This is a genomic window from Phyllobacterium chamaecytisi (assembly GCF_020164455.1).
Lineage (GTDB): Bacteria > Pseudomonadota > Alphaproteobacteria > Rhizobiales > Rhizobiaceae > Phyllobacterium > Phyllobacterium chamaecytisi.
The window spans coordinates 161,037-184,267 of the sequence record NZ_JAIQWW010000011.1; the positions used below are offsets into that span (position 1 = coordinate 161,037).

Sequence of the window (23,231 nt, forward strand, 5' to 3'; positions counted from 1 at the left end):
CGAACAAATATGCGGTCAACGGCCGTGCAAAAAAGCTGGCCATGTATTGCCGCCCACCCGTACTAGTCCGCCCGAATTGACAACTTCGGTGATTCTGGCGCTGATATTTTATATGGTGGTTATCATGAATAGACAAGTAATAATGACGGTCATTATATATGACAGTAGTACGAATTTTCGAGAATTGTGGTCCAAAAAAGGGCTATTTGAGCAGCCTCCTGCTATCTGCCCACGCACATTATTGTGATTGCCCGGCGCTCGTGGGTGGCTACTCTGGTGGCTTGTCCGCCAGTGCATTTGCTCTAGCGGTATCGAGCCGAACGCTTATGCGGCTCCTTGTCTGCAACGAGCTTCGCAAGTTTGGAAATTGACCACGGCTTCTCGGCCCCGGTATCGTTGGCGACCTGAAGAATCCGGATCGGCAAGCAAACAGCAGTGTACCAATCCTCGCCGCGAGCAGTTGTCTCTGCCTTTTCAAGCGCGGTGTCCAATTCTTCCTGTGTGACAAGTCCCTTGGCGACCAATAAGCGATTGATCGATGCGATGGCCAGGCAAAGACCTTCAAGTTGCTGGTTGACTCCATGCATAGCGATATCCTCCGACCGATATTTGGGCGAATGAAGTGTGCCCTTAGACCAACGCACAGGCGGGCTACTCAGCACTTGTCATAACTAGGACACACCCAGGTGCAGACTGACACAATGGCTTCAACGCCTTATTGCAGTTCGCCGCAACCGAAACAAAACGCTGAGGCTAAACGCGATGTATTCCGACGTTGACCGCACCCCGGTATCGATCATTATTTCCAACTACAACTATGCACGCTTTCTACGGCCGTGCATCGATAGCGCACTGGAGCAGGATTACAAAGATGTCGAGGTCATCATTGTCGACGACGAATCGACCGACAACTCCGTGGAGATCATCGAATCATATGGCGGCAAGGTGCGCCCGTGCCTCAGAGCACGAAATGGCGGGCATGCGGCGGCATTCAACACGGGGTTCGCGGCGTCCTCGGGAGAAATCGTTCTTTTTCTGGATGCTGACGATTACCTTTACCCAAATGCGGTATCAGAGGCGGTCAGCGCCTGGGAAGCGACAATCGCCCAGATGCAATTCAGACTACACATCGTTGATGAAGAAGAGCAGATCAAGGACATCTTTCCTCCGCCCGAACTACCGTTCGATTCTGGTGACGTTGTTCCGAAACTCTTGCGCAAGGGCCGTTACCAAACCACGGTGACAAGCGGTCTTGCCTTTGACCGGTCGACGCTGGAAACGATCATGCCGATACCTGAACCGGACTTCAGGCAAGGGGCTGACGGATATCTGGTTACGTTGGCTCCTCTTTACGGGAAAGTGACGTCGATAGAGAGGTGTCTCGGAGCTTACCGAATCCATGGGAGCAATCACTCGGTCTTTGCAGAGAAATTTGGCCAACGAGCACGTTGGCGGGTAGAGCATGATTTCCGTCGCCTGGAGGCCCTGTCGGATCAAGCGGCGGAGATCGGTTTGACAGTGCCGTCGGATGCCAATCTGCACGACCCGGTTCATCTGGAAGAGCGCTTGGCATCCTTGTGCGTGGATGAGCACCAGCACCCCGTGGCCGATGATTCCAAGCTGGCTCTGTCCGTCGCAGGTGTAACCGCCAGTCTGGAAATGAATGCATCCTTGCGCCGTCGGGCGGTCCTTGCGGCGTGGTTTTTATCCATCGGAGTGCTGCCGCGGCAGATGGCAAAGACGGTCTTGTCATGGAAGCTCGTCGCATCGTCCAGGCCGGCATTCCTTTCACGCATGTCAAAGATTATCCGGCATACGATGGAATAAATCTATCTTGAACCGTGTGCTGGTGCTCGAAATGGCCTATGATAATCGACGAGACGACCTGACAGAGGAGGCGGATATCATGATGAATTTGTACGGTCGGTTCCTTGGCGGTGCCATCTTTACAACGGCGATTGTCTCGGGGGCTGCAGCGCATCACGGGTGGTCTTGGGCCGAGGCCGATCAAATGGAGCTCAAGGGTGTGATCCGTGAACTCTATATCGGCCCACCGCACCCAACGCTCGATGTGGAAACCGCGAATGATGGGCTTTGGCGTGTGGAACTCGGCAACCCGCGTCAGACCGAACGCTCCGGCTTTGTCCACGGCTCGGCAAAAATCGGCGATGAGGTAATTGTACTCGGCAACCGGTCCACTGACCCAAGCGAAAAACGATTGAAGGCAGTGCGGATCGCCGTGGGCGGCAAGACATTTGATATCTACCCCGAGCGGATAAAGACGAACTGACCAGCGTTCTGATGGAGTTTTTGCAAGCGCTTTCCGAATGGCCCGGAGCGGTGATGCTCCGGCGGTTTCAGATTGCCTATCTGCTTGTCAACGCGACACATATTCTTTCGATCGGTCTTGTCGTGGGCGCTATCATCACGCTGGACCTTAGAATACTGGGGCTATTCAGGCAGTATCCGATCGGCGCGCTTGGCCCACCGCTTTCACGTGTTGCTGGAATAGGTGTTGCGCTTGCCATTCTCACGGGATTGATGCTCTTTTCGGTGAGGCCCATCGCATACATTCACAATCCCGCCTTCCTCATCAAGGTTGGGATAGTCGGGTTGGGTATCACCAATGCTTTGCTGCTCAATCAAAATCGCCATTGGCGGCTCGCACTTATGAACAAAGAGCCGTCCAGGAGAGTGCAACTTTCAGCATTCCTATCTGTGGCCCTTTGGGTCAGCGCCATAATTGCCGGTCGGTGGATCGGGTTTCTCTAATCAATGTGCGAGCCCTATCACATTGCTATGGTCGTCAATCTGGAAGCTACCCACTATTCCCCTTGAGGTTTTCCAATCTGTCCGGAAAAGAAGGTTCTTGCATCTGCGGTCAGGTCACGCCGGGAGCTTGACCGCGTATAGAACATATGGCCACCACGATAAAGCTTGAGGTCGACCCGGCCCGCTGCAAGCGACGACGGCAGATGGTCAATGACATATTTGCTGATCCCGTAGGGCGTTATTGCATCGCTGTAACCATGTGCGACCAACAAACGGAAAGACGGTATGACCGAGAGCAGATCGCGAATATCGCCGGTCGCGCTAGCTTGGGCTCGCATACCGCCGCTTTTGCCGCGACGACCCCATTCCCAACGCTCGTTAACGTCGTCCGCGAGCAGTCTGTAGGTCAATTCAGTTCGAAAACCCAGTTCACTACGGGCGTAGCTGGCAAAAGCCGCCCCATATGAGCGCGTGAACCCATCAAGGATAGGATCGTTGCTTCGGTCAGCGTCAGACTCAGGATAGGGGTCTGAGACGGCAAAGGACGCATCATAAGGACTGACAACCTCGAATTCGTTGCCCTTGGAGTGCTTGACATAAGTGTCGTCAAGAAAGCCGCGCGTCCGGCCTACAACTGCTTCAGGTATGCCGGTTAATTGTGAAATCCGCGCGTAGAAGGCCTTTGCCTCGTTTCCTGACGGTTCAGGTCCCGCAAGCGTCACAAGGTAATCGGTCATGGCAAATTGCTCTGCATCGCGGATCGCGCTCGGGTCGAAGGCGTTGCGGCGTTCCAACTCTGCAGCAGCAAGCGAAGGAAGTTGCAGGGCCGCTCCCAACGGATATTGCCTCTCCCCAAACAAAAGCTGTCCCTCAATGAGTGGCGACAGCATAATAATTCCCGAAACAAGGATGCCTTGGTCATCCTTAAGCGCAGAGGCGGCTTTTGCGGCGCGAAAGCCACCGTAACTCTCGCCAAGCAGATATTTCGGTGAAGCCATGCGCTCATTGTGATTGACGTAGAGCGCGATCGTCTTGGCAATGCTCTCCGCATCTTGGCCCACCCCATAGAAATTCGAAGCAACGTTGTCGCTCGCCGCACGACTCCAACCCGTGCCGACGGGATCGATCAGCACAAGGTCAGTGAACTCCAGCCAACTATCCGGATTGTCCATGAGCGTCGGGCTGGTACCATCCTGTCCGTTCGGGCCGAAATCGAGAATGCGTGGCCCGACCAGTCCAAGGTGGAGATAGGCCGACGCGGCTCCCGGCCCGCCGTTGAAGGCAAAGGTGAGCGGACGGCCGGGTTGACGGTTGCGGGCGACATAGGCGGTATAGAAAATCTTAGCGGTACGCTCTCCATTTTGCCCGAAGAGGCTGAGGGTGCCCGCGGTGGCGGTATAGGCAAGGTCCTGCGTTCTTGTTTTCAAGACGTGATCGGTAACTGAATCCGCGGCCAAAAGGCCCAGAATGCCGGTCGACGTGTCGCCCTCCGTCTTCGAAGGGTTGGCCTTGTCTTCACCACTCGACGGTGGCCGCGATTGCGTGACGTTCCCACTATGATCATCTGTGCGAACGTCTTGCTGCGCATTGTCTTGCGGAAACGCTGGCGAAGTTAGCAGTGCAAAGGCGACGGCTAGACGCAGAATGCTGCGATGGAAATACAAACTCTCTTCCTCCTTCGATGCGGCGGCATCCGCACAGAGTGTATCCGTTCGCTCGGGAGAGGGAACTCAACACATATTGATCTGACCCAGATGGCGACGATTGGCCGGCAAATGGCATTGCGACGCCGTAAAAATTGCAGGCCTCGCTCCGAAGTATTTCTGGAGATGAACTTCACGCGCCAAGCACATGTTCGTGATCGTGCGTCTATACAGGCGTCGTATACAGTTTCCACAAGCATTAAACCTTGCCCGGTCTGCCTGCCCTGCTTATCGTAAAGAATAGAACAATGATGTTTACCGATTAACGGGAGGAAGATGTGGCTACGAAACAAATCCAGCTTAATGTTGATGGTAATAATCATGTAATTACCGCGGATCCAGAAATGCCGCTGCTCTATGCTCTTCGTGACGATCTCGGCCTGCGGAACCCTCGTTTTGGCTGTGGTCTGGCACAGTGCGGTGCGTGCACGGTGCATATTGACGGACAGGCCATCCGTTCATGCGTGACTCCGGTCGACTTGGTCGGCGTCGGCAAGGTTGTTACTTTGGCCGGTCTCGGCGGGGGAAATGGCAAGGCTCACAAGATCCAGGAGGCATTTATCGAAGAGCAGGTTCCGCAATGCGGCTATTGCCTCAACGGTTGGCTGATGACGGCAGCAGCGTTCCTGGAGACAAATCCCAATCCCAGCGATGGTGAAATTCGTGATGCACTGAGCGGGCTGAAATGCCGCTGCGGTACACATTACAGTATCATGCGTGCCGTCAAGCGCGCGGCACAGGCGTGAGGGAGGCGACCATGACGATCAATGTCAACCGACGCACGGTTCTCGGGGCCTTCGGCGCACTTACTATTTCCGTTGTACTGCCCGGCCACAAGGCGCGCGCGGCCATCGTCGGCGCAATGACACAGCCTCCGCTGAAACCCGAAAATCTTTCCTCCTATATCCAGGTTAATGCGGACGGTACCGTTGTCGCCTTCTGGGGCAAGATGGACATGGGCCAGGGCACTGATCTCGGTGTTGCCCAGATGGTGGCCGAGGAGCTTGATCTCCCAGTGTCCAAGGTATTCGTTCAGCAAGGCGATACGGCGACCAGCATCAATCAGGGTGGAGCTTCGGGATCCACCGGCATCCAGCAGGGTGGCACCGCGTTGCAGAGCGCCGCTGCGGAAGCACACTATCAGCTTGTCGACATGGCATCGAAACAGCTCGGTGTATCCGTCTCGGACTTAAAGGTGGATGATGGTGTGATCAGTTCCATTGCTGATCCGGCGAAGACGGTGACCTATGCCGAACTGATCGGTGGCCGCTTCTTCGATACGCAGCTTGAGTGGAATCAAAAAATTGGCAACAGCCTTTTCGTCAAAGGCAAAGGCACGATAAAGCCTGTTGCCGACCACAAGGTTGTTCGCCGATGCGCCGTGATGTGCCGTGGAAAGTTATGGGGACCGGCGACTATGTGGTGGACATAAAGGTGCCGGGTATGTTGCACGCAAGGGTGATCCGGCCCGAAGTGGCGGGTGCCGTACCTGTCGAGGTCGATGCAACTTCGGTCAAGGACATACCGGATGTACAGATTGTGCGGGAGAAAGGCTTCCTGGCTATCGTTGCGCCGCGGGAGTGGGACGCGATCAGGGCTGCCGATCAGCTTAAGGTGACATGGTCGGATTCGACACCGAATTTCCCGACACAGGCCGGTATTTTCGATCACCTTCGGAATGCAAAATCGGTTCATCGTGAACCGGGCGAAGATGTCGGCGATGTCGATGCGGCCTTCGCGGGCGCGGCCAAAGTCATCGAGGCGGCCTATGAGTGGCCTTTCCAGAGCCATGCCAGCATGGGCCCGGCGTGCGCCGTGGTTGAAATCAAAGGTGACAGCGCGACGTTGTGGACTGGGTCGCAGAAACCGCATTTTGCCGCTGCGGGCGTCGCCGCCATCCTGGATATGCCATCGGAGAATGTGCATGGCATCTGGGTTCCCGGCCCCGGCAGCTATGGCCGCAACGATGCCGGCGATGCGGCTGCCGATGCAGCGCTTATTGCCAAACTGACGGGTAAACCGATCAGAGTTCAGGGTATGCGGAAGGACGGCACAGGGTGGGACCCCAAGGGCCCTGCCTCTATCCACACGGCACGAGCCGCGCTCGACAAGGATGGCAACGTTCTAGCCTGGCATTTCGAATCCAAGGGCTTCTCCCGGGTCGACGTCAACTCCAATGAAAGCGCAACCCGCGACACACTGGCTGGTCAGCTTATCGATACGCCGTTAAAGCCCGGTGTTGGCTTTGGTGTGCCGGAAGAGTCGTACGGTTTCCCGGCGAAGCGAAAGGCATGGGAAACGGTCGCCCCGTTGCTGGACCGGGCATCGCCGCTCCGGACCACGCATCTGCGCGATCCCGTCGGGCCGCAAATCCACTTCGCCTCCGAATCATTCATGGATGAGGTAGCATATGCCATAGGCGTGGACCCGTTAGAATTCCGCCTCAAATACATTACCGACCCTCGTGACATCGCCGTCGTCAAGGCGGCAACGGAAAAGGCCGGCTGGCAAGCCCGCACTGCCGCGCGTCGGCAAAGCGCAGGTGACGGCAAGTTCAAGGGGCAGGGGATGTCCTATGCGCAGCGCAGTGGCACAAGGGTCGCGGTGGTCTGCGAGGTCGAAATCGAGAGCAAAACCGGTCGCATATGGGCCCGGAAATTCACCGTGGCTCATGACTGTGGCATGATCGTCAACCCACGGCAGCTCACGCACACAATCGAAGGCAATATCGTCCAGGCAATCAGCCGATCGGTGCATGAGGAAGTGCAGTTCGACGACAAGAACGTCACCAGTGTCGATTGGGAAACCTACCCGATCCTCGATATTACGGAGACGCCGGAGACAATCGACGTGGTTCTGATCGATCACAAGGAACTACCGCCCAGCGGCGCCGGCGAGCCTTCCATGCGACCGGTTGCTGCGGCTATCGCCAACGCGATATTCGATGCGACCGGCGTGCGGATTCGTCAGGCACCATTCACGCCGGATAAGCTCAAGGCCGCGGGGCTGGCCTGAAAATTGATCGTCTTGCTCAGGGACCTCACGAGAAGCCGTATTGCGGTTCGGCTTCTCGCTGTGTCGCGCTAGCGTTCGGTCATGGATTGATGCGTCGAAGTCGCATTTTTGAACGGGAATGGTTTTTGGAAATGCCCGCGTCCCGCCATAAAACCGAGCTCACGATTTGCTGCCATTGCCGCCAGCTCGTCCTCATCACGAACGCCGCTCTCATAGATAGCCATGATGACGCGAGCCAGGTCGTTACAGCGCTCATGGGTCTTGGGACACCGATCCAATAGTTGCGATGCTCTGTTGTGAGCCCGCTGCATGGTTTCCCAATCGGTAGTCGCGAATATCCGTCGGTCTCTATCTGTGAATGTCATGACACGCTCCCATCTGTTCAGCGAGAACACATCTCAATTGGCGGGCCGCCATTCCGCGAGGTAATTGTGGCGGCGATATGGAAAAAGCTAAGCGCATTTTCTGTCCTGCCGCAAATCGAATTGGATTCGCTTGTCGAATGCACCACTTACCGCACTGCAAAAGGGATGTGCCGATGGGCAAATTTGGCAAGCGGGTTATGCGCGGATAATACCAATTGGGGATGGCGCTGAATGGACCTCCCATCTGGTTCATTCAGTTGCTTGTTCAAGGAGCCTCATCAGCCCTGTTTCGGGGCCGGTTAGACCTTTCCGATGGGGTGCACGCAGAAGCGAACTATTGAGTTGGCCGGCATTGAAACATTCGGTCACAAGGGGATGAACATAACTCGAGCGCGTAACCGCGGGTGTATTGCGCAGGAACTCGCTGACATTGCGCATGGCCGCAGCAAGAGCCCGCTTCCGAGCGGAATCGGTGTTGGCATCGTTCTGCGCCAGGAATTCGAGTGCGCGGGCAGATCCATGAAAAGTCCTGAAATCCTTGGCGCTGACTTTTGAGCCGGAGATTTCTTGCAGATATTGGTTCAGTTCTCCCGCGTGCAGGCTGCGCCAGCGCTGCTTGTCCTTGTATTGGAACAGCCTTCCCCGCCGTTTCAGAGCCTTTAAGCGCCGGACGGCGGCGCGATCGCTGATCGCTATTTCGTTCCTCTTTTTCGATTTACCGGCAAAGACGAAATTGGCGATATTGCCGTTGATCTTGAGATCGCTATTTTTCAGTGAGGCGATGCCTCGACCACCATCCTTGGCATATTTTTCATGCCCGGCCCGGAAAGCCTTTTGATCGATCAGTTTTACTGCGAGCGCGACGAGCGGACGACTTGATGTCGGCGGTCGCTGCATGTCACGCAGAATGCGCTTGCGGATACGTGGAAGCGCCTTGCCAAAGGCAAGCAGCCGGTGCGTTTTGATACTGTTACGCACGTCCTCCCACTTCGGGTGGTAGATATATTGTCGGCGTCCAAGCGTGTCCAAGCCTACAGCCTGAATATGGCCGTCGCATTCATCGCAGCAACAAACCTCGGTCCACGCAGGAGGAATTACCAGAGCAGTGATGCGCTCGATGTGCTTTTTTGAGACTGGACGTCCATTGGTGCGGACGTAATGGAATGTGTCTCCAAGTGGCTCACGCTTTAAAGTGAATGTTTCCGGATCGACCAGCTTAAGCCCAAGTACTCCAGCATAATATGCATAATCCGGCTGCATTTCTTCACCCTGTTGTTGCGGTTGAAGAACGTTTGTCGTGACGGGACTGTTCCCTGAGACGCAAAAAAGGTGCAAGCTCGTGAAGCAATCCTGTTCCAGTTCGATAAGGAACCACTATGACCAATTTTGCTCTCTACGTGCCCCTCGAAGCAAAACCCGGAAAAGAGGAAGATGTTGCAGCGTTTCTCCAGTCGGCTTTACCGCTGGTAAATGAGGAATCCGGAACCGTCGCATGGTTCGCTATACGTCTCGGTAAAAGTTCCTTTGCAATCTTTGACGCATTTGCCGACGAGGGCGGGCGCAACGCACATCTTTCGGGGAAAGTTGCTGCCGCTCTGATGGCGCGAGCAGACGAGCTATTCGCCAGCCCGCCGCAGATCAACAAGGCCGATGTACTTGCCTCCAAACTGCCATGACGCTACATGATTGATTCTATGGAACGAATTCTCTATCGAACCGTTTTTGCCGGACATATCGGGGGAGCATGAGTCATGGCGCCGCGTTCATTCTGGAAAGGCTATTTGAAGCTTTCGCTCGTCACCTGCCCGGTGGCGATGGTGCCCGCAACGACGGACAATGAAAAGGTCAAGTTTCACACGCTTAACCGGAAAACCGGCAACCGTGTTGTCAGCCAATATGTCGATTCCGTAAGCGGCAAGCCGGTGGACGAAGACGACGAGGTCAAAGGCTATCAGCGTAGCGAAGACGAATATGTCATGCTCGAGGATGACGAGATCGAGGCCGTGGGGCTTGAGAGCACGCGAACGATCGATATTTCGATGTTTGTGCCGCGCGATAGTATTGATTGGGTCTGGTATGACAAGCCACACTATCTGACGCCGGACGATCCGGTCGGCGAGGAAGCCTTCTCGGTCATCCGCGATGCGATGGAGGCAACCGGCCAGGTCGGGATTTCGCGGCTGGTTATGTACAGGCGGGAGCGCGCGGTAATGCTGGAGCCGCGAGGTCGCGGCATTGTCTTGTGGACGTTGCGCTATGGCGATGAGGTGCGTGATCGCGATGCGTACTTCGGTGATATCAAGAATGACAAGGTCGACAGCAATCTGATGTCATTGGTGAGGACACTGATCGATGAGCGGATGAAGCCTTGGGATCCCAAAATGGTTGATGATCCAGTTCAGGATCGCCTGCTGGAAATTATAGCAGCGAAGAAGAAGGGCAAAAAGCGCCCGGCAAAGGCAAAGGAAAGCACCTCGGAGCCTCCGAGCAATGTCGTCAATATCATGGACGCTTTGAAGAAGAGTATCGCCAGCGAAAGCAAATCGAAAAAACGCTAACTGTTCCTTTTTGGCTTGGGCTTTTCAATGGGAGCGGCGGCTGCACGAAAATCGGTCCAGGGATCGCGTTTTATCGCGGCAAGACGCGTCGCCGTGTTCAAAACCGTGAAATAGGCCGGACCAATGCCGGGAGTAAGTTCATCCCATTCGAGTGGCATTGAAACGGCGGCGCCTGGACGCGCCCGGGTAGAGTAGGGCGCCACTGCTGTCATACCGCGCTGGTTGCGCAGATAATCGATGAGAATCTTGCCCGTGCGTTTCGACTTGGTGATCGTCGAGACATAGGAGTCAGGACTGTCGGACGCCATGGAATCGGCAAGTGCTTTGGTGAAAGCCTTGACTTCCGGCCAGGTAGCTTTGGGTTTGACCGGGGCCACCACGTGGAGACCCTTCCCCCCGGACGTCTTGACGAAGGCGGCTAGACCTGCCTGTTCAAGTCGTTCCCGGGTTTCAAATGCGCCTGCTATGACCTGTTCCCAAGGAACATTCTCACCGGGATCGAGATCCATGATGATCATGTCCGGGCGTTCCCAATCTGCGATTGTCGAACCCCAAGGGTGAATTTCGAGTACCGCCGACTGCACCAGCCCGATCAGCCCATCAAGATCATTGATACTGATCAGCGGTTCGTCGTCTTTGTCTTTTGGATCGGTGACCAAGGCGATATTGGAATTGAGGCCCTTCCACGCGTGTTTCTGAAAAAAGGTTTGGCCACTGATGCCTTCCGGACCCCGCAGCAAGGCCAAGGGGCGCGCCACGACGAAGGGAGCGATATACTTCCAGACCTCGGTATAGTAGTCCGCCAGACCTTGCTTGGTGACGCCTTCTTCGGGCCAATAGATGCGGTCGGGATGGGTAAGTTTCACTGTGGGCCTCTCCTGTTGTGGCGATGCCTTTGCCTTTGGCGTCTCGCGCACGACTTCGCTTGGATGTTTGTCCTCGCGCAGGCCGCGGAACGCTGCATGACGCAGATTGTTGTCTGCCGTCCAGGCGCGGAATTCCACCTCAGCGACAAGTTGCGGTTTCACATAGCGCACCTGTCGTGCCGCATCGGCGCTCAGCTTTTCGGCAAAGGGACTTTCCGGCGCGCGAATGCGTTCGAGCCGGCGAAACAAATCTTCTGCCACCGAAGCGCTGTATCCTGTTCCGACGCGGCCAACGTGTTCAAGTTTCTTGCCGTTGTAAACGCCCATGACCAGCGAGCCGATCGCCCTGCGCGATGTGGTGGATGGTACGTAGCCCCCGATGACGAATTCCTGCCGTTGTGAGCATTTGGCCTTGATCCAATCCTTGACGCGGCCGGAGCGGTATGGTGCATCGCGAAGCTTCGACACGATACCTTCGAGGCTGAGCCTGCAGGCGTGATCGAGAATAAGCGGCCCGTTTTCTTCGAAATGTCCACTATAGCGGATCAATCCGGGCGCATCGGCGGTCAGTTTTTCCAGCATGGCCTTGCGCTCGACCAAGGGCAAATCTTGCAGGTTAAAGCCGTCAAGATAGAGGAGGTCGAAAACGTAGAAGACGAAACGATCCGTGCGATTATCGCTGAGGTCGGCTTGCAGGGCGGAAAAGTTGGAGGCGCCTCCAGCTGTTTCGACCACCAGCTCGCCATCGATCAGCGCCGTGCCAATTGGCAAGCTTTGAAATGCGCCAACGATTTCTTTGCCGAACTTCTTAGTCCAGTCGAGGCCGTTACGCGTGAACAGCTTGACCCGGCCGGCCTCGATCCGTACCTGCAGTCGATAGCCGTCAAACTTTATCTCGTGAATCCAGCGCTCGCCCGAAGGCGGCTTTGGCGCAAGTGTCGCCAGCGTTGGCTCAACAAAAGAGGGAAGGGGTGCCTTCCTGGCTCCTTCGATTTTTGAGGGATCAGGAACATTCGCCGCTTGGGTGTCAGAAGACAATGCTTTGACAGCTTTGGCGGCGGCTTTGCCATTGGCAGCCTTTTTTTTATCGATTTTGCCGGTTTTTGAAGACCAGCCGGGGTCTTCGCCAGCGACATCGGCGATTTCACGCCCGGTCTTGACGGATTCGGGGCGCTCTTCAAGGATATCAGGATCGCTTTCGGTGCGCGCGGCATCATCTTCCGCCTTTATGAGCAACCAGTTCTCACGCTTTTCGCGCGGTTTGCCATGCATGCGAACCAGATGCCAACGCCCTGAAAGCTTTTCGCCGTGAAGTTCGAACTCCAGATGGCCCTTGGCATAACCGTACTTCTGGTCAAAGACCGGGGTCCAGGTGCCACGGTCCCAGACAATGACAGTACCACCACCATACTCGCCCTTGGGTATCGTGCCCTCGAAGCCGCCATACTCCAAAGGATGGTCTTCCACGTGGACCGCGAGCCGCTTCTCACTCGGTACCAGGCTTGGGCCGCGCGTAACGGCCCAACTCTTCAAAACGCCATCCATTTCAAGGCGTAAATCGTAGTGAAGTCGCGTCGCATCGTGTTTCTGGATGACGAAACTATCACCGGCCTTGCGCGACTTGCGCCCCTTTGGCTCTGACGTTGTCTTGAAATCGCGTTTTTTCCGGTATGTTTCAAGCGCAACCATAAATCAGCTCGCCTTCCTCCGTGCGGGTTCCGCCTTGGGTTTGCGGGCTTGAGTCTTTTTGGGTTTCGCCTCTTTCTTGCCTGCACCCGCGCTTTGCCGCAGCGCCTCCATAAGGTCGACGACCTTCTCGGACTTGGCGGGTTGCTTCTTGGGGATCGGCTTGCCTTCGAGTTTAGCCCGGACCAGTTCGGCAAGAGCGGCCTCGTATCGATCCTTATACTCGGAAGGGTCAAAGCTGCCGCGTTTCGTTCCGATAATATGCTTGGCTAGGTCCAGCATCTCGCCCGTGATCTTCATCTCGGGGATGTCGCTAAACGCATCCTTGGCTGAGCGGATCTCGTAATCGAAGTGCAACGTGTTGGCGACCAGTCCACCGCCTGAGGCACGGATTAGAAGCGTGCGCGCGCGACGGAAAAGCACCGTTTGGGCAAGCGCGGCCACCTTCTTATCTCTCATGCCCTCACAGATGAGAGTAAAGGCTTCCTGGCCGTGCTTGTCACTGGGCGCGAGATAATATGGCTTGTCGAAATATATGTCGTCCACATCGTCCGTGGCAACGAATGCTTCGACTGATAGCGTCTTGTCGCTCTCGGGAACCGCAGCAGCAACCTCTTCGGGCTCAAGCACGATGTAATCGTTGTCGCCAACCTCGTAGCCCTTGACCTGATCTTCCTTCTCGACCGGCTTACCGCTGTCGGAATCAATGAACTGACGCTGAACCCGATGGCCGGTCGCACGGTTCAACGTGTGAAAGGCGATGCGGTCGGAGGTCGAGGCTGCGGTGTAAAGCGCTACAGGGCACGAAAGCTCTGCAACCTTCAGAAAGCCTTTCCAATTTGCTCTTGGCGCCAACGCTCAACTCCCATGGCTCGTATTGCGAAATGCACTTGAGGTGGATTAGTTCCGAAACCCTTGTTGATCCGTACGTTCGACGGCTTGATGCATGGACGGGACGGTAACAATCTTGGCAGAAGAATACAACTTGAACGGGAAATAGCAGGGTTGGCAAACAACGGCGGGCCGTATGATTGGAGCGCGACGGAGGCTCAAACCATTTTCACATACTTGATGAAAGGTGTTACTTTCGCGACGCGGTCGTAAAGCTGCCGTGCCGTCATGTTATCCTGGTTGGTCGTCCAATAGACCGAGTGGGCGCCAGCCTTGGCAGCCTCGGCATGGACGGCTTCGATCAATGCGCGGCCAACGCCCCTGCCGCGTACCTCGGGGTCGGCGTATAGATCCTGAAGATAGCAGACGTCCTCGATGCTCCAGTTGTGCCGATGAAACAGGTAGTGCGTTAGCCCGACAGATTTGCCTTCAAACTCGGCGATGAAGCCGCGATATTCGTGATTGGCACCGGAAGTCAGCCTCGCGAATGTCGTTTGGTAGACCTCTTCAGGCACTGTGGTTTCATAAAAGGTGAGATAAGCAGTCCAAAGCCGCCGCCACTGGGATTCGTCGGATTTTTGCAAAGGGCGGATTTGAACGCTCATCTATATTTGTCTCCTGATCTGCCAGGCGAGATTAAGGTTGCGAATTAATGAGCGCAAGAGGTTGAAATTAGCCGACAACCCTACTGGTGCAATCCAACCAACCGTCCTATATTTGGGTTGGCGTTCTGCGCTTCTCGACAGGAGAGACATATTCCCCGGGGCCTTAATGATCCCTTAGGGAGCTGTCCCTGAGGAGGCCCGTGGGCTTCTTCACACGGCACCCACCTACTTTGTAGGTTCCCGGGATCGACTTCTCCATCGGTTGTGTGGACGCCGCTTTGAATTTTGTGCTCATCCGAGCTGGACTCCAGCTTCCAGCCCCTCATGAAGTCACCCGCTTGAAGCACCTTTCCTCCATCAAAGACCTGAAGAAGAATTTGAGGCTCGAAGCTCTGGGCCGCCGCGACGCGCTTCCCACCGAGTATCGGATCGAAGCATCAATGCGGATCGCCGACGCCGGCGTCGCGACCCTTGTTGTAGATCCGGGGACCAACGTCTCCGGTTTCTGGCCGATCCGGTCGGAAGTGGATTTGCGCCCTTTGCTTTTCCATATGCGCGAAAAAGGTGCGCGGCTATGCCTTCCAGTTATCATCGACAAGCAGACGATTCTTTTTCGCGAACTCGTGCGCGGTGCGCCGATGGTCGAGACGGGTTTCGGCACGGTAGGGCCGCCGGAGGATGCTGCAGTTCTTGATCCTTCGTTCATGCTGGTCCCTCTTGCCGCTTTCGATGAGCGCGGTCATCGTATCGGCTATGGTGCAGGCTATTATGACCGGGCAATCGCGCGACTGAAGGAGATTGGCGTCAATCCACGGTTGATCGGCGTGGCTTTTGACTGTCAGCAAGTAGAAATCGTGCCTGATGAACCGCATGACGTGCCCCTTGAGGCCGTCCTGACGGAAAGCGGGTTGCGTAGCTTTGGCTAGATCGATAAAGCCAATTAATAATCATGAGCCCCGAAAGAACGGGCGCTCTCACTCAGGATGTGCGCGTGAGATTACTTTTTCTTGGTGATATGGTGGGCCGCTCTGGCCGGACGGCCGTTTATGAGCAATTGCCGGGCCTTATCTCCGATCTGAAACTCGACTTTACAATCGTTAACGGTGAAAATGCGGCCGGCGGCTTTGGCATCACCGAAGAGATTTTCCACGATACGATCAATGCTGGTGCGGACGTCGTCACCACTGGCAATCATGTTTGGGATCAGCGTGAGGCGCTGGTCTTCGCCGCGCGCGAGCAGCGCTTCCTTCGGCCTGCCAACTTCCCGTTGGGGACGGCGGGAAAAGGTTCGGGCATATTCCTTGCCAAAAATGGCGCCCGCGTACTCGTCGCCAACATCATGGGCCGGGTTTTCATGCACCCGGATTTGCACGACCCCTTCACGATAGCCGAAGAAATCCTGGCGGCATGTCCGCTCGGTGAACAGGCTGATGCGGTGGTCTTTGATTTTCACGCGGAAGCGACGAGCGAGAAACAGTGTTTCGGCCATTTTGTCGATGGTCGCGCCAGTTTCGTGGTGGGCACTCATACACATGTGCCGACTGCAGACGCGCAGATACTCAATGGCGGCACCGCCTACATGTCCGATGCCGGTATGTGCGGCGATTATGATTCCTCGCTCGGAATGGACAAGGAAGAACCGCTAAACAGGTTCTTGTCCAAGGTACCGAAAGGCCGGTTTGAGGCGGCCAGCGGCAAGGCGACGATCTGCGGCGTGGGGGTCGAGATTTCCGACCGCACGGGCCTCGCCGAAAAGATCGCTCCCTTGCGTCTCGGTCCAAGGCTTGAAGAAACTATCCCCTCTTTCTGGAAATGAGTTGACCGAACGGCGCACGCTCACCTAAGTCGTGTCATCAATTTGCACCATCCGGGCCACAGCAACACAGGAACGACCCCCATGGAAGCGCTACTCTCCTATTTCGATTTCATCTACACGCCGTCAGGCCTTATCGCCCTCGTCACGCTTGTCGTGATGGAAGTGGTGCTTGGCATCGACAATCTTATCTTCATTTCGATACTCACCAACAAGCTGCCGAAGGAACAGCAGGCGCGCGCCCGCCGACTTGGTATTAGCGCGGCGCTGATCCTGCGGCTCGTTCTGCTGTTCACAATTTCGATCATCGTGCAGCTCACCGAGCCAATCTTCGAAGCCTTCGGGCATGGATTTTCATGGCGCGACCTTATCCTGATCGCTGGTGGTCTGTTTCTGGTGTGGAAGGCCACGAAGGAAATCCACCATACGGTCGATCATGAGGACGCCAAGGAAGATGTCATCGGCAAAACAGTCACGCTGTCCATGGGTGCCGCCATTGTGCAGATTCTCGTGCTCGATCTTGTGTTTTCCGTGGACTCCATCATCACGGCTGTCGGTATGACCGATGAAATCGCCATCATGGTGATCGCCGTGCTTGCTGCCGTGACTGTTATGCTGCTTGCAGCCGAACCGTTATCAAAGTTTATCGCCAACAATCCGACTATCGTCATGCTTGCGCTTGGCTTCCTTTTGATGATTGGTATGACGCTGATCGCCGACGGGTTTGGCTACCATGTTCCCAAAGGCTACATCTATGCGGCTATGGGCTTTTCCGCCCTCGTCGAGGCGCTCAACATGCTGGCGCGCCGCAGAAAAAAGTAATGTTGACTACAGTTCGGCTACCTTAACGCGTGCTAGAGGATTTGCATCAATGACCCAGACCACTTTTGCCGAGGCTTTCGTTCCACTTAAACTCGCTAACCGATCGCTCGCATACAAGGCGCTAGCAGTGGTGATCGGCACTGCTTTTCTTGCGGTCAGTTCGTGGATTTCGGTGCCGATGGTTCCGGTGCCAGTCACCATGCAGACCTTCGCGGTCACCATGGTAGGCGCTCTCTATGGCTGGCGGCTCGGTGGCATCACCGTCATCGCATGGCTTCTCCAATCTTTCATCGGATTGCCTGTTTTGGCCGAGGGCATGCCGGGCCAGATTGCCTTTGCAGGTCCAACAGCTGGATATCTGTTTTCCTTTCCTGTTGTTGCGGTATTCGTTGGTCTTCTCGCGGAACGTGGGCTGACGCGTAATCCATTCGCGGCTTTCGGTGTCATGCTTCTCGGCAATGCGCTATGCCTTGTGCTCGGCGGGGCGTGGCTGGCAAACATGATCGGCCTTGAAAAGGCATGGATTTTTGGTGTTGCGCCATTCATCATCGGCGGTGTCCTCAAATCGGCGCTGGCTGCGACAACAATCGAGATGTTTCGCCGCTCGGGTATTCGCCTCTCTTGACGGTCAAGCTTCGCGCGCACCATCTGCTCTGTGTGCTGACCTATGTCGGTAAAGGCTATAGTCCCGCCTTTACCGCAAACTACGACAGCGTCGTTGCGAGATTGGTGGCAGGCGAAGACATTCTGATCGCGAAGGGGCCGGACGATATCTGTCAGCCCCTTCTTGCGACGACTGAACCGCATTGCTTGCGCGACAGCGTTATTGAGCGCGATACCAAGGCGATGCATGATGTTGCTGATCTGCTTGGCAGGCCGCTTCGGGTCGGCGATACTGTAAATCTTGACGCCATGACGGTCGGAAAATACCGGGATGCCTTTACGAAAGGCCAAACCCGACGCGCTTGTATCGGTTGTGAGTGGTTTGAACTTTGCTCCGCGATATCGAAAGCCAACTACCAAGGCACCAGACTGAAGTTTGAGTGAACGCCCGAAGCGACTGGTGCTGGACGAGGCGCCGCTTTTTCCCTATAAGGGCGCCATTCCAGAAGCATGTTTCCGCTCGGTGCAGCCCGCAACGTCATTGCAGGGCCCTGAAGTGAAACATCAACAACCGCAGACAAGCACGCAGGGGTGCCATGGCAGGCCATTCACAATTCAAGAACATCATGCACCGCAAAGGGCGCCAGGATGCCGTTCGGTCGAAAATCTTTTCCAAGCTCGGACGCGAAATCACTGTCGCTGCCAAGCAGGGTCTGCCCGACCCGTTGATGAACCCGCGCTTGCGTCTGGCCGTACAGAACGCGAGAGCGCAGTCGATGCCAAAGGACAATATCGAGCGCGCCATCAAGAAGGCGTCCGGTGGCGATGCCGACAACTACGAGGAAGTCCGCTATGAGGGCTATGGCCCGGGCGGTGTTGCCGTCATCGTCGAGGCATTGACGGACAATCGAAACCGCACGGCCTCCAACGTGCGTGCGGCCTTCACCAAGGCTGGTGGCGCATTGGGTGAAACCGGCTCCGTCGGCTTCATGTTCAATCGTGTCGGCGAAATCACTTACAAGCTCGAGGCAGGTAGCGCCGACAAGATTATGGAAGCTGCGATCGAGGCTGGAGCCGACGATGTGGCGAGCGACGAAGAGGGCCACGTAATTCTGTGCGCTTTCGAAGACATCGGCGACGTTTCAAAGGCGCTGGAAGCTGCGCTTGGTGAAGCGGAATCAATCAAGGCGATCTGGAAGCCTGCGACGACCGCTCCGGTTGATGAAGAAAAGGCGCAGTCGGTTCTTCGATTGATTTCAACGTTGGACGATGATGACGACGTGCAGAACGTTTATGCGAACTTTGAAGTGAGCGACGAAGTCCTAGCCAAGCTAAGCGCAGCCTGATCCTATTTAAAAATAATGACCCGCCAGGAATGTCTTGGCGGGTTTTTGTTTGAGCTTAGTTGACCGGGCCGTCCCCACCAAGAGCTTCCATATCCGCGTCAGTCGGCCTTATGCCTGTAGCGCGATTGACCAGAATGGTAACAACCCATAGCACCACACCGATCCCGATGAGGATCCCGGCGATCTTGTATTGCACTGGATCGCGGCCCGTCCAGGGACCCGCGAAGAAGGCGCAGCAGATTGCGCCGACGATCGGCAGAAACGTCGGAGTGCGGAAGTGATCGTGATCGACACTTTCTTTTCGCAAGACCAGAACGGCAATGTTCACGACCGTGAAAACGAAAAGAAGCAATAGCGCCGTCGTGCCACCAAGAGCCGGAACCTCACCCACAAACAGAATCAGGGCAAATGCCAGCAATGTCGTGAAGGCGATCGCCAGATATGGCGTGCGGCGTCTGGCGTGTACCTTGCCGAAAATCGGCGGCAACACGTGTTCGCGGCTCATGCCATAGACAAGGCGGCTCGCCATCAACATGTTGATCAGGGCGCTGTTAGCAACGGCGAACATGGTGATGAAGCCGAAAATCCACAGTGGGAAATTCGGCGCCCCGGCCTGGACGACCTTGAGTAGTGGGGTTTCGCCTTCGCCAAGATCGGCAGGTGTAACGAGGGTGATGGCGGAAATAGAAACCAGCACATAGATAGCGCCGGTAATGAAGAGACCCGCCAGCAGCACCTTTGGAAAAATTCCCGACGGATTCTTGCATTCCTCGGCCATGTTGACCGAGTCCTCGAAGCCGACCATGGCGAAGAAGGCGAGGGTGGTCGCCGCCATGACCGACCAGAACACGCTGGTATCTGGTGATGTCGCAAATTGCGTGATGCGGGAGACGTCGCCCTGACCGGCGGCAATGGCCCACAAGCCGATGAAGATGATGATCAGAAGGCCTGTCAGCTCCACCATGGTCAGAACCACATTGGCCTTGACGCTTTCACCAACGCCACGGAAATTAACGGCCGCGACGATCGCCATGAAGGCGAGTGCGACCAGCGAGATGCCGATTCCGGTTTCAAGATTGAGCTGAAACGCCCCCGAAAGGTTAGCTGCAAATGCGCGCGATGCAGTCGATGCGGAGGTGATGCCCGAACACATGACAGTGAAAGCGACGATAAAGGTGATGAAGTGGATGCCGAAAGCCTTGTGCGTATAAAGCGCGGCACCCGCTGCTTTCGGATACTTCGTCACGAGCTCGAGATAGCTGAAGGCGGTGACGACGGCGACGACGAAGGCCACGAGGAACGGCAGCCAGACGACACCGCCAACCTGCTTGGCAACTTGTCCAGTGAGCGCGTAGATGCCGGTGCCTAAAATATCGCCGACAATAAAGAGGAGCAGGAGCCAAGGGCCCATGACCCGATGAAGACTTGGCTCTATCGTCGCTCCTGAAGCGGCGTTGCTACCTGAAGTCATGTCGGTCATCGGGTACTCCCTCCCTTGCACATGCAGATACGCGTTCGAAAAAACTATTGGCGAAACAGTAGCTTGTCAAACGAGAGGGAGCGAATAACAAAAACGGCCCCGAATATCGGGGCCGTTTTAAAATCCGGTGTGCCGGAAAACTTATATGCCGAGATTGGCGAAACGGCTCTTGAACTTCGATACGCGGCCGCCGCGGTCTGTCAGCTGCTGCGAACCACCGGTCCATGCCGGATGCGTGGAGGGGTCGATATCGAGGTTCATCGTATCGCCTTCCTTGCCCCAGGTGGAGCGGGTCAGGTATTCTGTGCCATCGGTCATGACGACCTTGATGGTGTGGTAATCTGGATGAATCTTGGCTTGCATCTGTATCGTCCTAAACTAGAGGGCACAAAACCAGCGCCACTGCCTCAGTGGGGTTCCGGTCGGAGCCGATTGGTAGAGATGAAGCCAAACGTCACAGGGGCGTGGGCTTCCAAAACTGTTGGCGAGCCTATACATCAGCCTTTAAGCAATAACAAGGCCGTCTGGCCGCAAAGTCGCAAAGCGATGTGAGGAAGACCTGAGACATGGCCGATAGGGATCCATCTCACCTTCAAGAGACGGAAAGAAAGCGTCGCTCCTTGAAACCGCTGCGGCGTATCTACCCATATATGTCTCGCTATCGGGGCATGATAGCTGGCGCGCTTGTCTCCCTGGTGCTGGCGGCGGTAACGACGTTGACACTTCCGCTGGCTGTCCGGCGCATGATCGACCACGGTTTTACCGGCGCAAACGGTGCTTTTATCAATAACTATTTTGGCATGCTGGTGGTGCTTGCAGCGCTTCTGGCACTCGCTTCGGGCGGGCGATACTATTTCGTCATAACACTTGGTGAGCGCATCGTTTCGGATTTGCGCCGGGATGTATTCGATCATCTGACACGGCTTTCTCCGGCTTTCTTCGATGGAACACAGTCGGGCGAGATTGTCTCGCGCCTTACGGCCGACACGACACAGATCAAATCGGCGGTTGGTGCGACGGCGTCCGTCGCGCTCCGTAATCTCATCCTTGCCTTGGGCGCGATCGTGATGATGGTGATTACGAGCGCCAAGCTGTCAGGACTTGTTATCGCGGCAATTCCGCTGATCATCATTCCGTTGGTCGCTTTCGGGCGATCCGTGCGCCGCCGTTCACGCGCCGCCCAGGATACCTTGGCCAATGCTACTGCGTATGCCAGCGAATCCATTGTCTCGGTGCGTACGCTGCAGGCATTCACCAACGAGAAACTGGCAACAACGCGCTTTGGCGCATCAGTAGAAGACGCGTTCTCGGCAGCGCGTTCATCGGTCAAGGCTAGGGCGATCTTGACTGCCTTTGCCATCTTCATGATCTTTTCCAGTGTCGTCGCCGTGCTCTGGTTTGGCTCGCGTGATGTACTTTCCGGCGCAATGACGCCCGGAACGCTTGGCCAGTTTCTGCTTTACGCAGTCTTTGCCGCGGGGGCGTTAGGTGCGCTTTCCGAGGTTTGGGGCGAGCTGTCACAAGCATCGGGTGCAGCCGAACGACTGATGGAAATCTTGGCCGAGATACCGGCAATAGAAGCGCCGGCCAATCCTGCCCCTCTGCCGCACCCGGCCATAGGTTCGGTGAACTTTGACGATGTCTACTTCAACTACCCGTCGCGCCCGGATGCTCCGGCATTGAAAGGTCTCGAATTCAAGATCCAACCGGGCGAGACGGTCGCTATCGTAGGCCCGTCGGGCGCCGGCAAGAGTACCGTGTTTTCACTCTTGCTTCGCTACTACGATCCGGTTTCGGGGAGTGTCCGCGTCGATGGGCTCGATCTGCGCGAAGTCGATCCCTCGGATCTGCGTTCACGCATAGCGATCGTTCCACAGGATACGACAATTTTTGCCGCGACCGCCCGCGAGAACATTGGCTTTGGCCGACCTGGGGCTACGAACGCGGAGATAGAGGCTGCGGCCAAGGCGGCGTTGGCGCACGACTTCATCAAAGCGTTCGACGACGGTTATGATACGCAGGTTGGCGAGCGCGGCATCACGCTGTCCGGCGGCCAACGCCAGCGCATGGCCATCGCGCGCGCCATCTTGCGCGACGCGCCTATCCTATTGCTCGACGAAGCAACGTCCGCACTCGATGCGGAAAGCGAAATGCTGGTCCAGAAGGCTCTCGATCATTTGATGCAAGGCCGCACGACGTTGGTTATCGCGCATCGGCTCGCGACCGTGCTGAAGGCCGACCGTATTCTCGTCATGGAGAATGGACGCATTGTCGAGGAAGGCACGCATCAGACGCTGGTCAAGAAGAACGGCATTTATGCCAGCCTTGCCAAGCTGCAATTCGAAGCGGGCGCCGATGCCTTCAAGGGCGCTGCGGAGTGACGGTGTGATGCCGTTTCGTGGATAAAGTAAAACTCAGAACGTTTTGACGGGTACTGTAGTGCTCGGAATCGGCACAGGCAACGTGCGTGGTTCGCCCTTCGACAAGCTCAGGATGAGGCTCACCATGAGGGAGGTGGGGTGATTGCATGGAGCCAGGAACGGCAACGTTGATGCCTATCGCGACGTGGCCGGTTATCGTGCAGCCCACCCAATTCCCTCATGGTGAGCCTCATCCTGAGCTTGTCGAAGGGCGAACCACGCACAGCAGCATTGCCACCCGGCAAATCAGCAGCCTTGAAGGCACCCCGATCAACCTTCAGACAAG

Annotated in this window: 24 protein-coding genes and 1 other RNA gene; 16 read left to right on the top strand and 9 right to left on the bottom strand. The window is 56.1% G+C overall.

Going from position 1 to position 23,231, the window contains the following annotated elements; all coding sequences use genetic code 11:
• Positions 1-302: 302 nt before the first annotated feature.
• Positions 303-587, bottom strand: a complete 285-nt coding sequence (locus LB462_RS17955) for a hypothetical protein (protein ID WP_224510840.1) — start codon at positions 585-587, stop codon at positions 303-305.
• A 175-nt stretch (positions 588-762) separates the two neighbouring features.
• Here LB462_RS17955 and LB462_RS17960 point away from each other — a divergent pair, with 175 nt between their 5' ends.
• The 3 genes from LB462_RS17960 to LB462_RS17970 all read left to right on the top strand — a co-directional run bounded on the left by LB462_RS17960 (position 763) and on the right by LB462_RS17970 (position 2,772).
• Positions 763-1,827, top strand: coding sequence for a glycosyltransferase family 2 protein (locus tag LB462_RS17960; protein ID WP_224510842.1), 1,065 nt, complete (start codon positions 763-765; stop codon positions 1,825-1,827).
• Between the two features lie 79 nt (positions 1,828-1,906).
• Positions 1,907-2,290 carry a DUF6152 family protein gene (locus LB462_RS17965; RefSeq protein WP_224510844.1) on the top strand — a complete coding sequence of 128 codons (384 nt, stop codon included), beginning with the start codon at positions 1,907-1,909 and terminating at the stop codon, positions 2,288-2,290.
• An 11-nt stretch (positions 2,291-2,301) separates the two neighbouring features.
• Complete coding sequence (locus tag LB462_RS17970; RefSeq protein ID WP_224510846.1) at positions 2,302-2,772, top strand: DUF2214 domain-containing protein; 471 nt, start codon at positions 2,302-2,304, stop codon at positions 2,770-2,772.
• Positions 2,773-2,825: 53 nt separating this feature from the next.
• Here LB462_RS17970 and LB462_RS17975 read toward each other — a convergent pair whose 3' ends face one another.
• The gene (locus LB462_RS17975) at positions 2,826-4,436 is read right to left on the bottom strand and encodes a S10 family peptidase (protein WP_224510848.1); all 1,611 of its coding nucleotides are present in this window, start codon (positions 4,434-4,436) and stop codon (positions 2,826-2,828) included.
• Between the two features lie 317 nt (positions 4,437-4,753).
• On the opposite strand from LB462_RS17975, the gene LB462_RS17980 reads away from it, so the two are divergent.
• From LB462_RS17980 to LB462_RS17990, 3 genes are read left to right on the top strand one after another with little or no spacing between them, the layout of a single operon-like run.
• The gene (locus LB462_RS17980; RefSeq protein WP_224510850.1) at positions 4,754-5,221 is read left to right on the top strand and encodes a (2Fe-2S)-binding protein; all 468 of its coding nucleotides are present in this window, start codon (positions 4,754-4,756) and stop codon (positions 5,219-5,221) included.
• Between the two features lie 11 nt (positions 5,222-5,232).
• Complete coding sequence (locus LB462_RS17985) at positions 5,233-5,907, top strand: molybdopterin cofactor-binding domain-containing protein (protein WP_224510852.1); 675 nt, start codon at positions 5,233-5,235, stop codon at positions 5,905-5,907.
• Complete coding sequence (locus LB462_RS17990) at positions 5,850-7,490, top strand: xanthine dehydrogenase family protein molybdopterin-binding subunit (protein WP_224510854.1); 1,641 nt, start codon at positions 5,850-5,852, stop codon at positions 7,488-7,490. Before LB462_RS17985 ends, LB462_RS17990 begins: the two co-directional genes overlap by 58 nt.
• Positions 7,491-7,558: 68 nt before the next feature.
• Here the strand turns inward: LB462_RS17990 and LB462_RS17995 are convergent, their stop codons facing one another.
• Both LB462_RS17995 and LB462_RS18000 read right to left on the bottom strand, forming a co-directional pair.
• On the bottom strand, positions 7,559-7,855 hold the full coding sequence (locus LB462_RS17995; RefSeq protein ID WP_224510856.1) for a hypothetical protein: 297 nt from the start codon (positions 7,853-7,855) through the stop codon (positions 7,559-7,561).
• A 249-nt stretch (positions 7,856-8,104) separates the two neighbouring features.
• Positions 8,105-9,115 (bottom strand): DNA topoisomerase IB, encoded by a 1,011-nt coding sequence (locus tag LB462_RS18000; RefSeq protein ID WP_224510858.1) that lies wholly within the window; start codon positions 9,113-9,115, stop codon positions 8,105-8,107.
• 116 nt (positions 9,116-9,231) lie between these two features.
• On the opposite strand from LB462_RS18000, the gene LB462_RS18005 reads away from it, so the two are divergent.
• Both LB462_RS18005 and ku (LB462_RS18010) read left to right on the top strand, forming a co-directional pair.
• A complete protein-coding gene (locus LB462_RS18005; RefSeq protein ID WP_224510860.1) occupies positions 9,232-9,531 on the top strand; it encodes a putative quinol monooxygenase in 300 nt (99 codons plus the stop codon).
• Between the two features lie 75 nt (positions 9,532-9,606).
• Entirely contained in the window at positions 9,607-10,413 is an 807-nt protein-coding gene (gene ku / locus LB462_RS18010; protein ID WP_224510862.1) for a non-homologous end joining protein Ku, read from the top strand.
• Here the strand turns inward: ku (LB462_RS18010) and ligD are convergent.
• The 3 genes from ligD to LB462_RS18025 all read right to left on the bottom strand — a co-directional run bounded on the left by ligD (position 10,410) and on the right by LB462_RS18025 (position 14,461).
• Positions 10,410-12,968, bottom strand: coding sequence for a DNA ligase D (gene ligD, locus LB462_RS18015; RefSeq protein ID WP_224510863.1), 2,559 nt, complete (start codon positions 12,966-12,968; stop codon positions 10,410-10,412). The two genes, ku (LB462_RS18010) and ligD, sit on opposite strands and share 4 nt — an antisense overlap.
• A 3-nt stretch (positions 12,969-12,971) precedes the next feature.
• On the bottom strand, positions 12,972-13,820 hold the full coding sequence (ku, locus tag LB462_RS18020) for a non-homologous end joining protein Ku (protein WP_224510865.1): 849 nt from the start codon (positions 13,818-13,820) through the stop codon (positions 12,972-12,974).
• 194 nt (positions 13,821-14,014) lie between these two features.
• Positions 14,015-14,461 (bottom strand): GNAT family N-acetyltransferase, encoded by a 447-nt coding sequence (locus tag LB462_RS18025; protein ID WP_224510867.1) that lies wholly within the window; start codon positions 14,459-14,461, stop codon positions 14,015-14,017.
• A gap of 119 nt (positions 14,462-14,580) precedes the next feature.
• On the opposite strand from LB462_RS18025, the gene ssrS reads away from it, so the two are divergent.
• The 7 genes from ssrS to LB462_RS18060 all read left to right on the top strand — a co-directional run bounded on the left by ssrS (position 14,581) and on the right by LB462_RS18060 (position 19,045).
• Positions 14,581-14,737: non-coding RNA, 6S RNA (gene ssrS / locus LB462_RS18030), on the top strand.
• Positions 14,738-14,799: 62 nt separating this feature from the next.
• The gene (locus LB462_RS18035; RefSeq protein WP_224510870.1) at positions 14,800-15,387 is read left to right on the top strand and encodes a 5-formyltetrahydrofolate cyclo-ligase; all 588 of its coding nucleotides are present in this window, start codon (positions 14,800-14,802) and stop codon (positions 15,385-15,387) included.
• Positions 15,388-15,452: 65 nt separating this feature from the next.
• On the top strand, positions 15,453-16,277 hold the full coding sequence (locus LB462_RS18040) for a TIGR00282 family metallophosphoesterase (RefSeq protein WP_209999296.1): 825 nt from the start codon (positions 15,453-15,455) through the stop codon (positions 16,275-16,277).
• An 81-nt stretch (positions 16,278-16,358) separates the two neighbouring features.
• The gene (locus tag LB462_RS18045; RefSeq protein ID WP_224510872.1) at positions 16,359-17,096 is read left to right on the top strand and encodes a TerC family protein; all 738 of its coding nucleotides are present in this window, start codon (positions 16,359-16,361) and stop codon (positions 17,094-17,096) included.
• A 49-nt stretch (positions 17,097-17,145) separates the two neighbouring features.
• On the top strand, positions 17,146-17,721 hold the full coding sequence (locus LB462_RS18050) for a biotin transporter BioY (protein WP_224510874.1): 576 nt from the start codon (positions 17,146-17,148) through the stop codon (positions 17,719-17,721).
• Positions 17,718-18,143: a DUF1284 domain-containing protein gene (locus LB462_RS18055; RefSeq protein ID WP_224510876.1), complete on the top strand. Its 426-nt coding sequence runs from the start codon at positions 17,718-17,720 to the stop codon at positions 18,141-18,143. The genes LB462_RS18050 and LB462_RS18055 overlap by 4 nt, the downstream gene beginning before the upstream one ends.
• A gap of 152 nt (positions 18,144-18,295) precedes the next feature.
• Positions 18,296-19,045 (top strand): YebC/PmpR family DNA-binding transcriptional regulator, encoded by a 750-nt coding sequence (locus LB462_RS18060; protein ID WP_224510878.1) that lies wholly within the window; start codon positions 18,296-18,298, stop codon positions 19,043-19,045.
• A gap of 55 nt (positions 19,046-19,100) precedes the next feature.
• Here the strand turns inward: LB462_RS18060 and LB462_RS18065 are convergent, their stop codons facing one another.
• Both LB462_RS18065 and rpmE read right to left on the bottom strand, forming a co-directional pair.
• Positions 19,101-20,525 carry an APC family permease gene (locus tag LB462_RS18065; protein ID WP_224510880.1) on the bottom strand — a complete coding sequence of 475 codons (1,425 nt, stop codon included), beginning with the start codon at positions 20,523-20,525 and terminating at the stop codon, positions 19,101-19,103.
• A gap of 141 nt (positions 20,526-20,666) precedes the next feature.
• Positions 20,667-20,888, bottom strand: a complete 222-nt coding sequence (gene rpmE, locus LB462_RS18070) for a 50S ribosomal protein L31 (protein ID WP_112523777.1) — start codon at positions 20,886-20,888, stop codon at positions 20,667-20,669.
• A gap of 203 nt (positions 20,889-21,091) precedes the next feature.
• On the opposite strand from rpmE, the gene LB462_RS18075 reads away from it, so the two are divergent.
• Positions 21,092-22,906, top strand: coding sequence for an ABC transporter transmembrane domain-containing protein (locus LB462_RS18075; protein WP_224510883.1), 1,815 nt, complete (start codon positions 21,092-21,094; stop codon positions 22,904-22,906).
• The last annotated feature ends 325 nt before the right edge of the window (positions 22,907-23,231 follow it).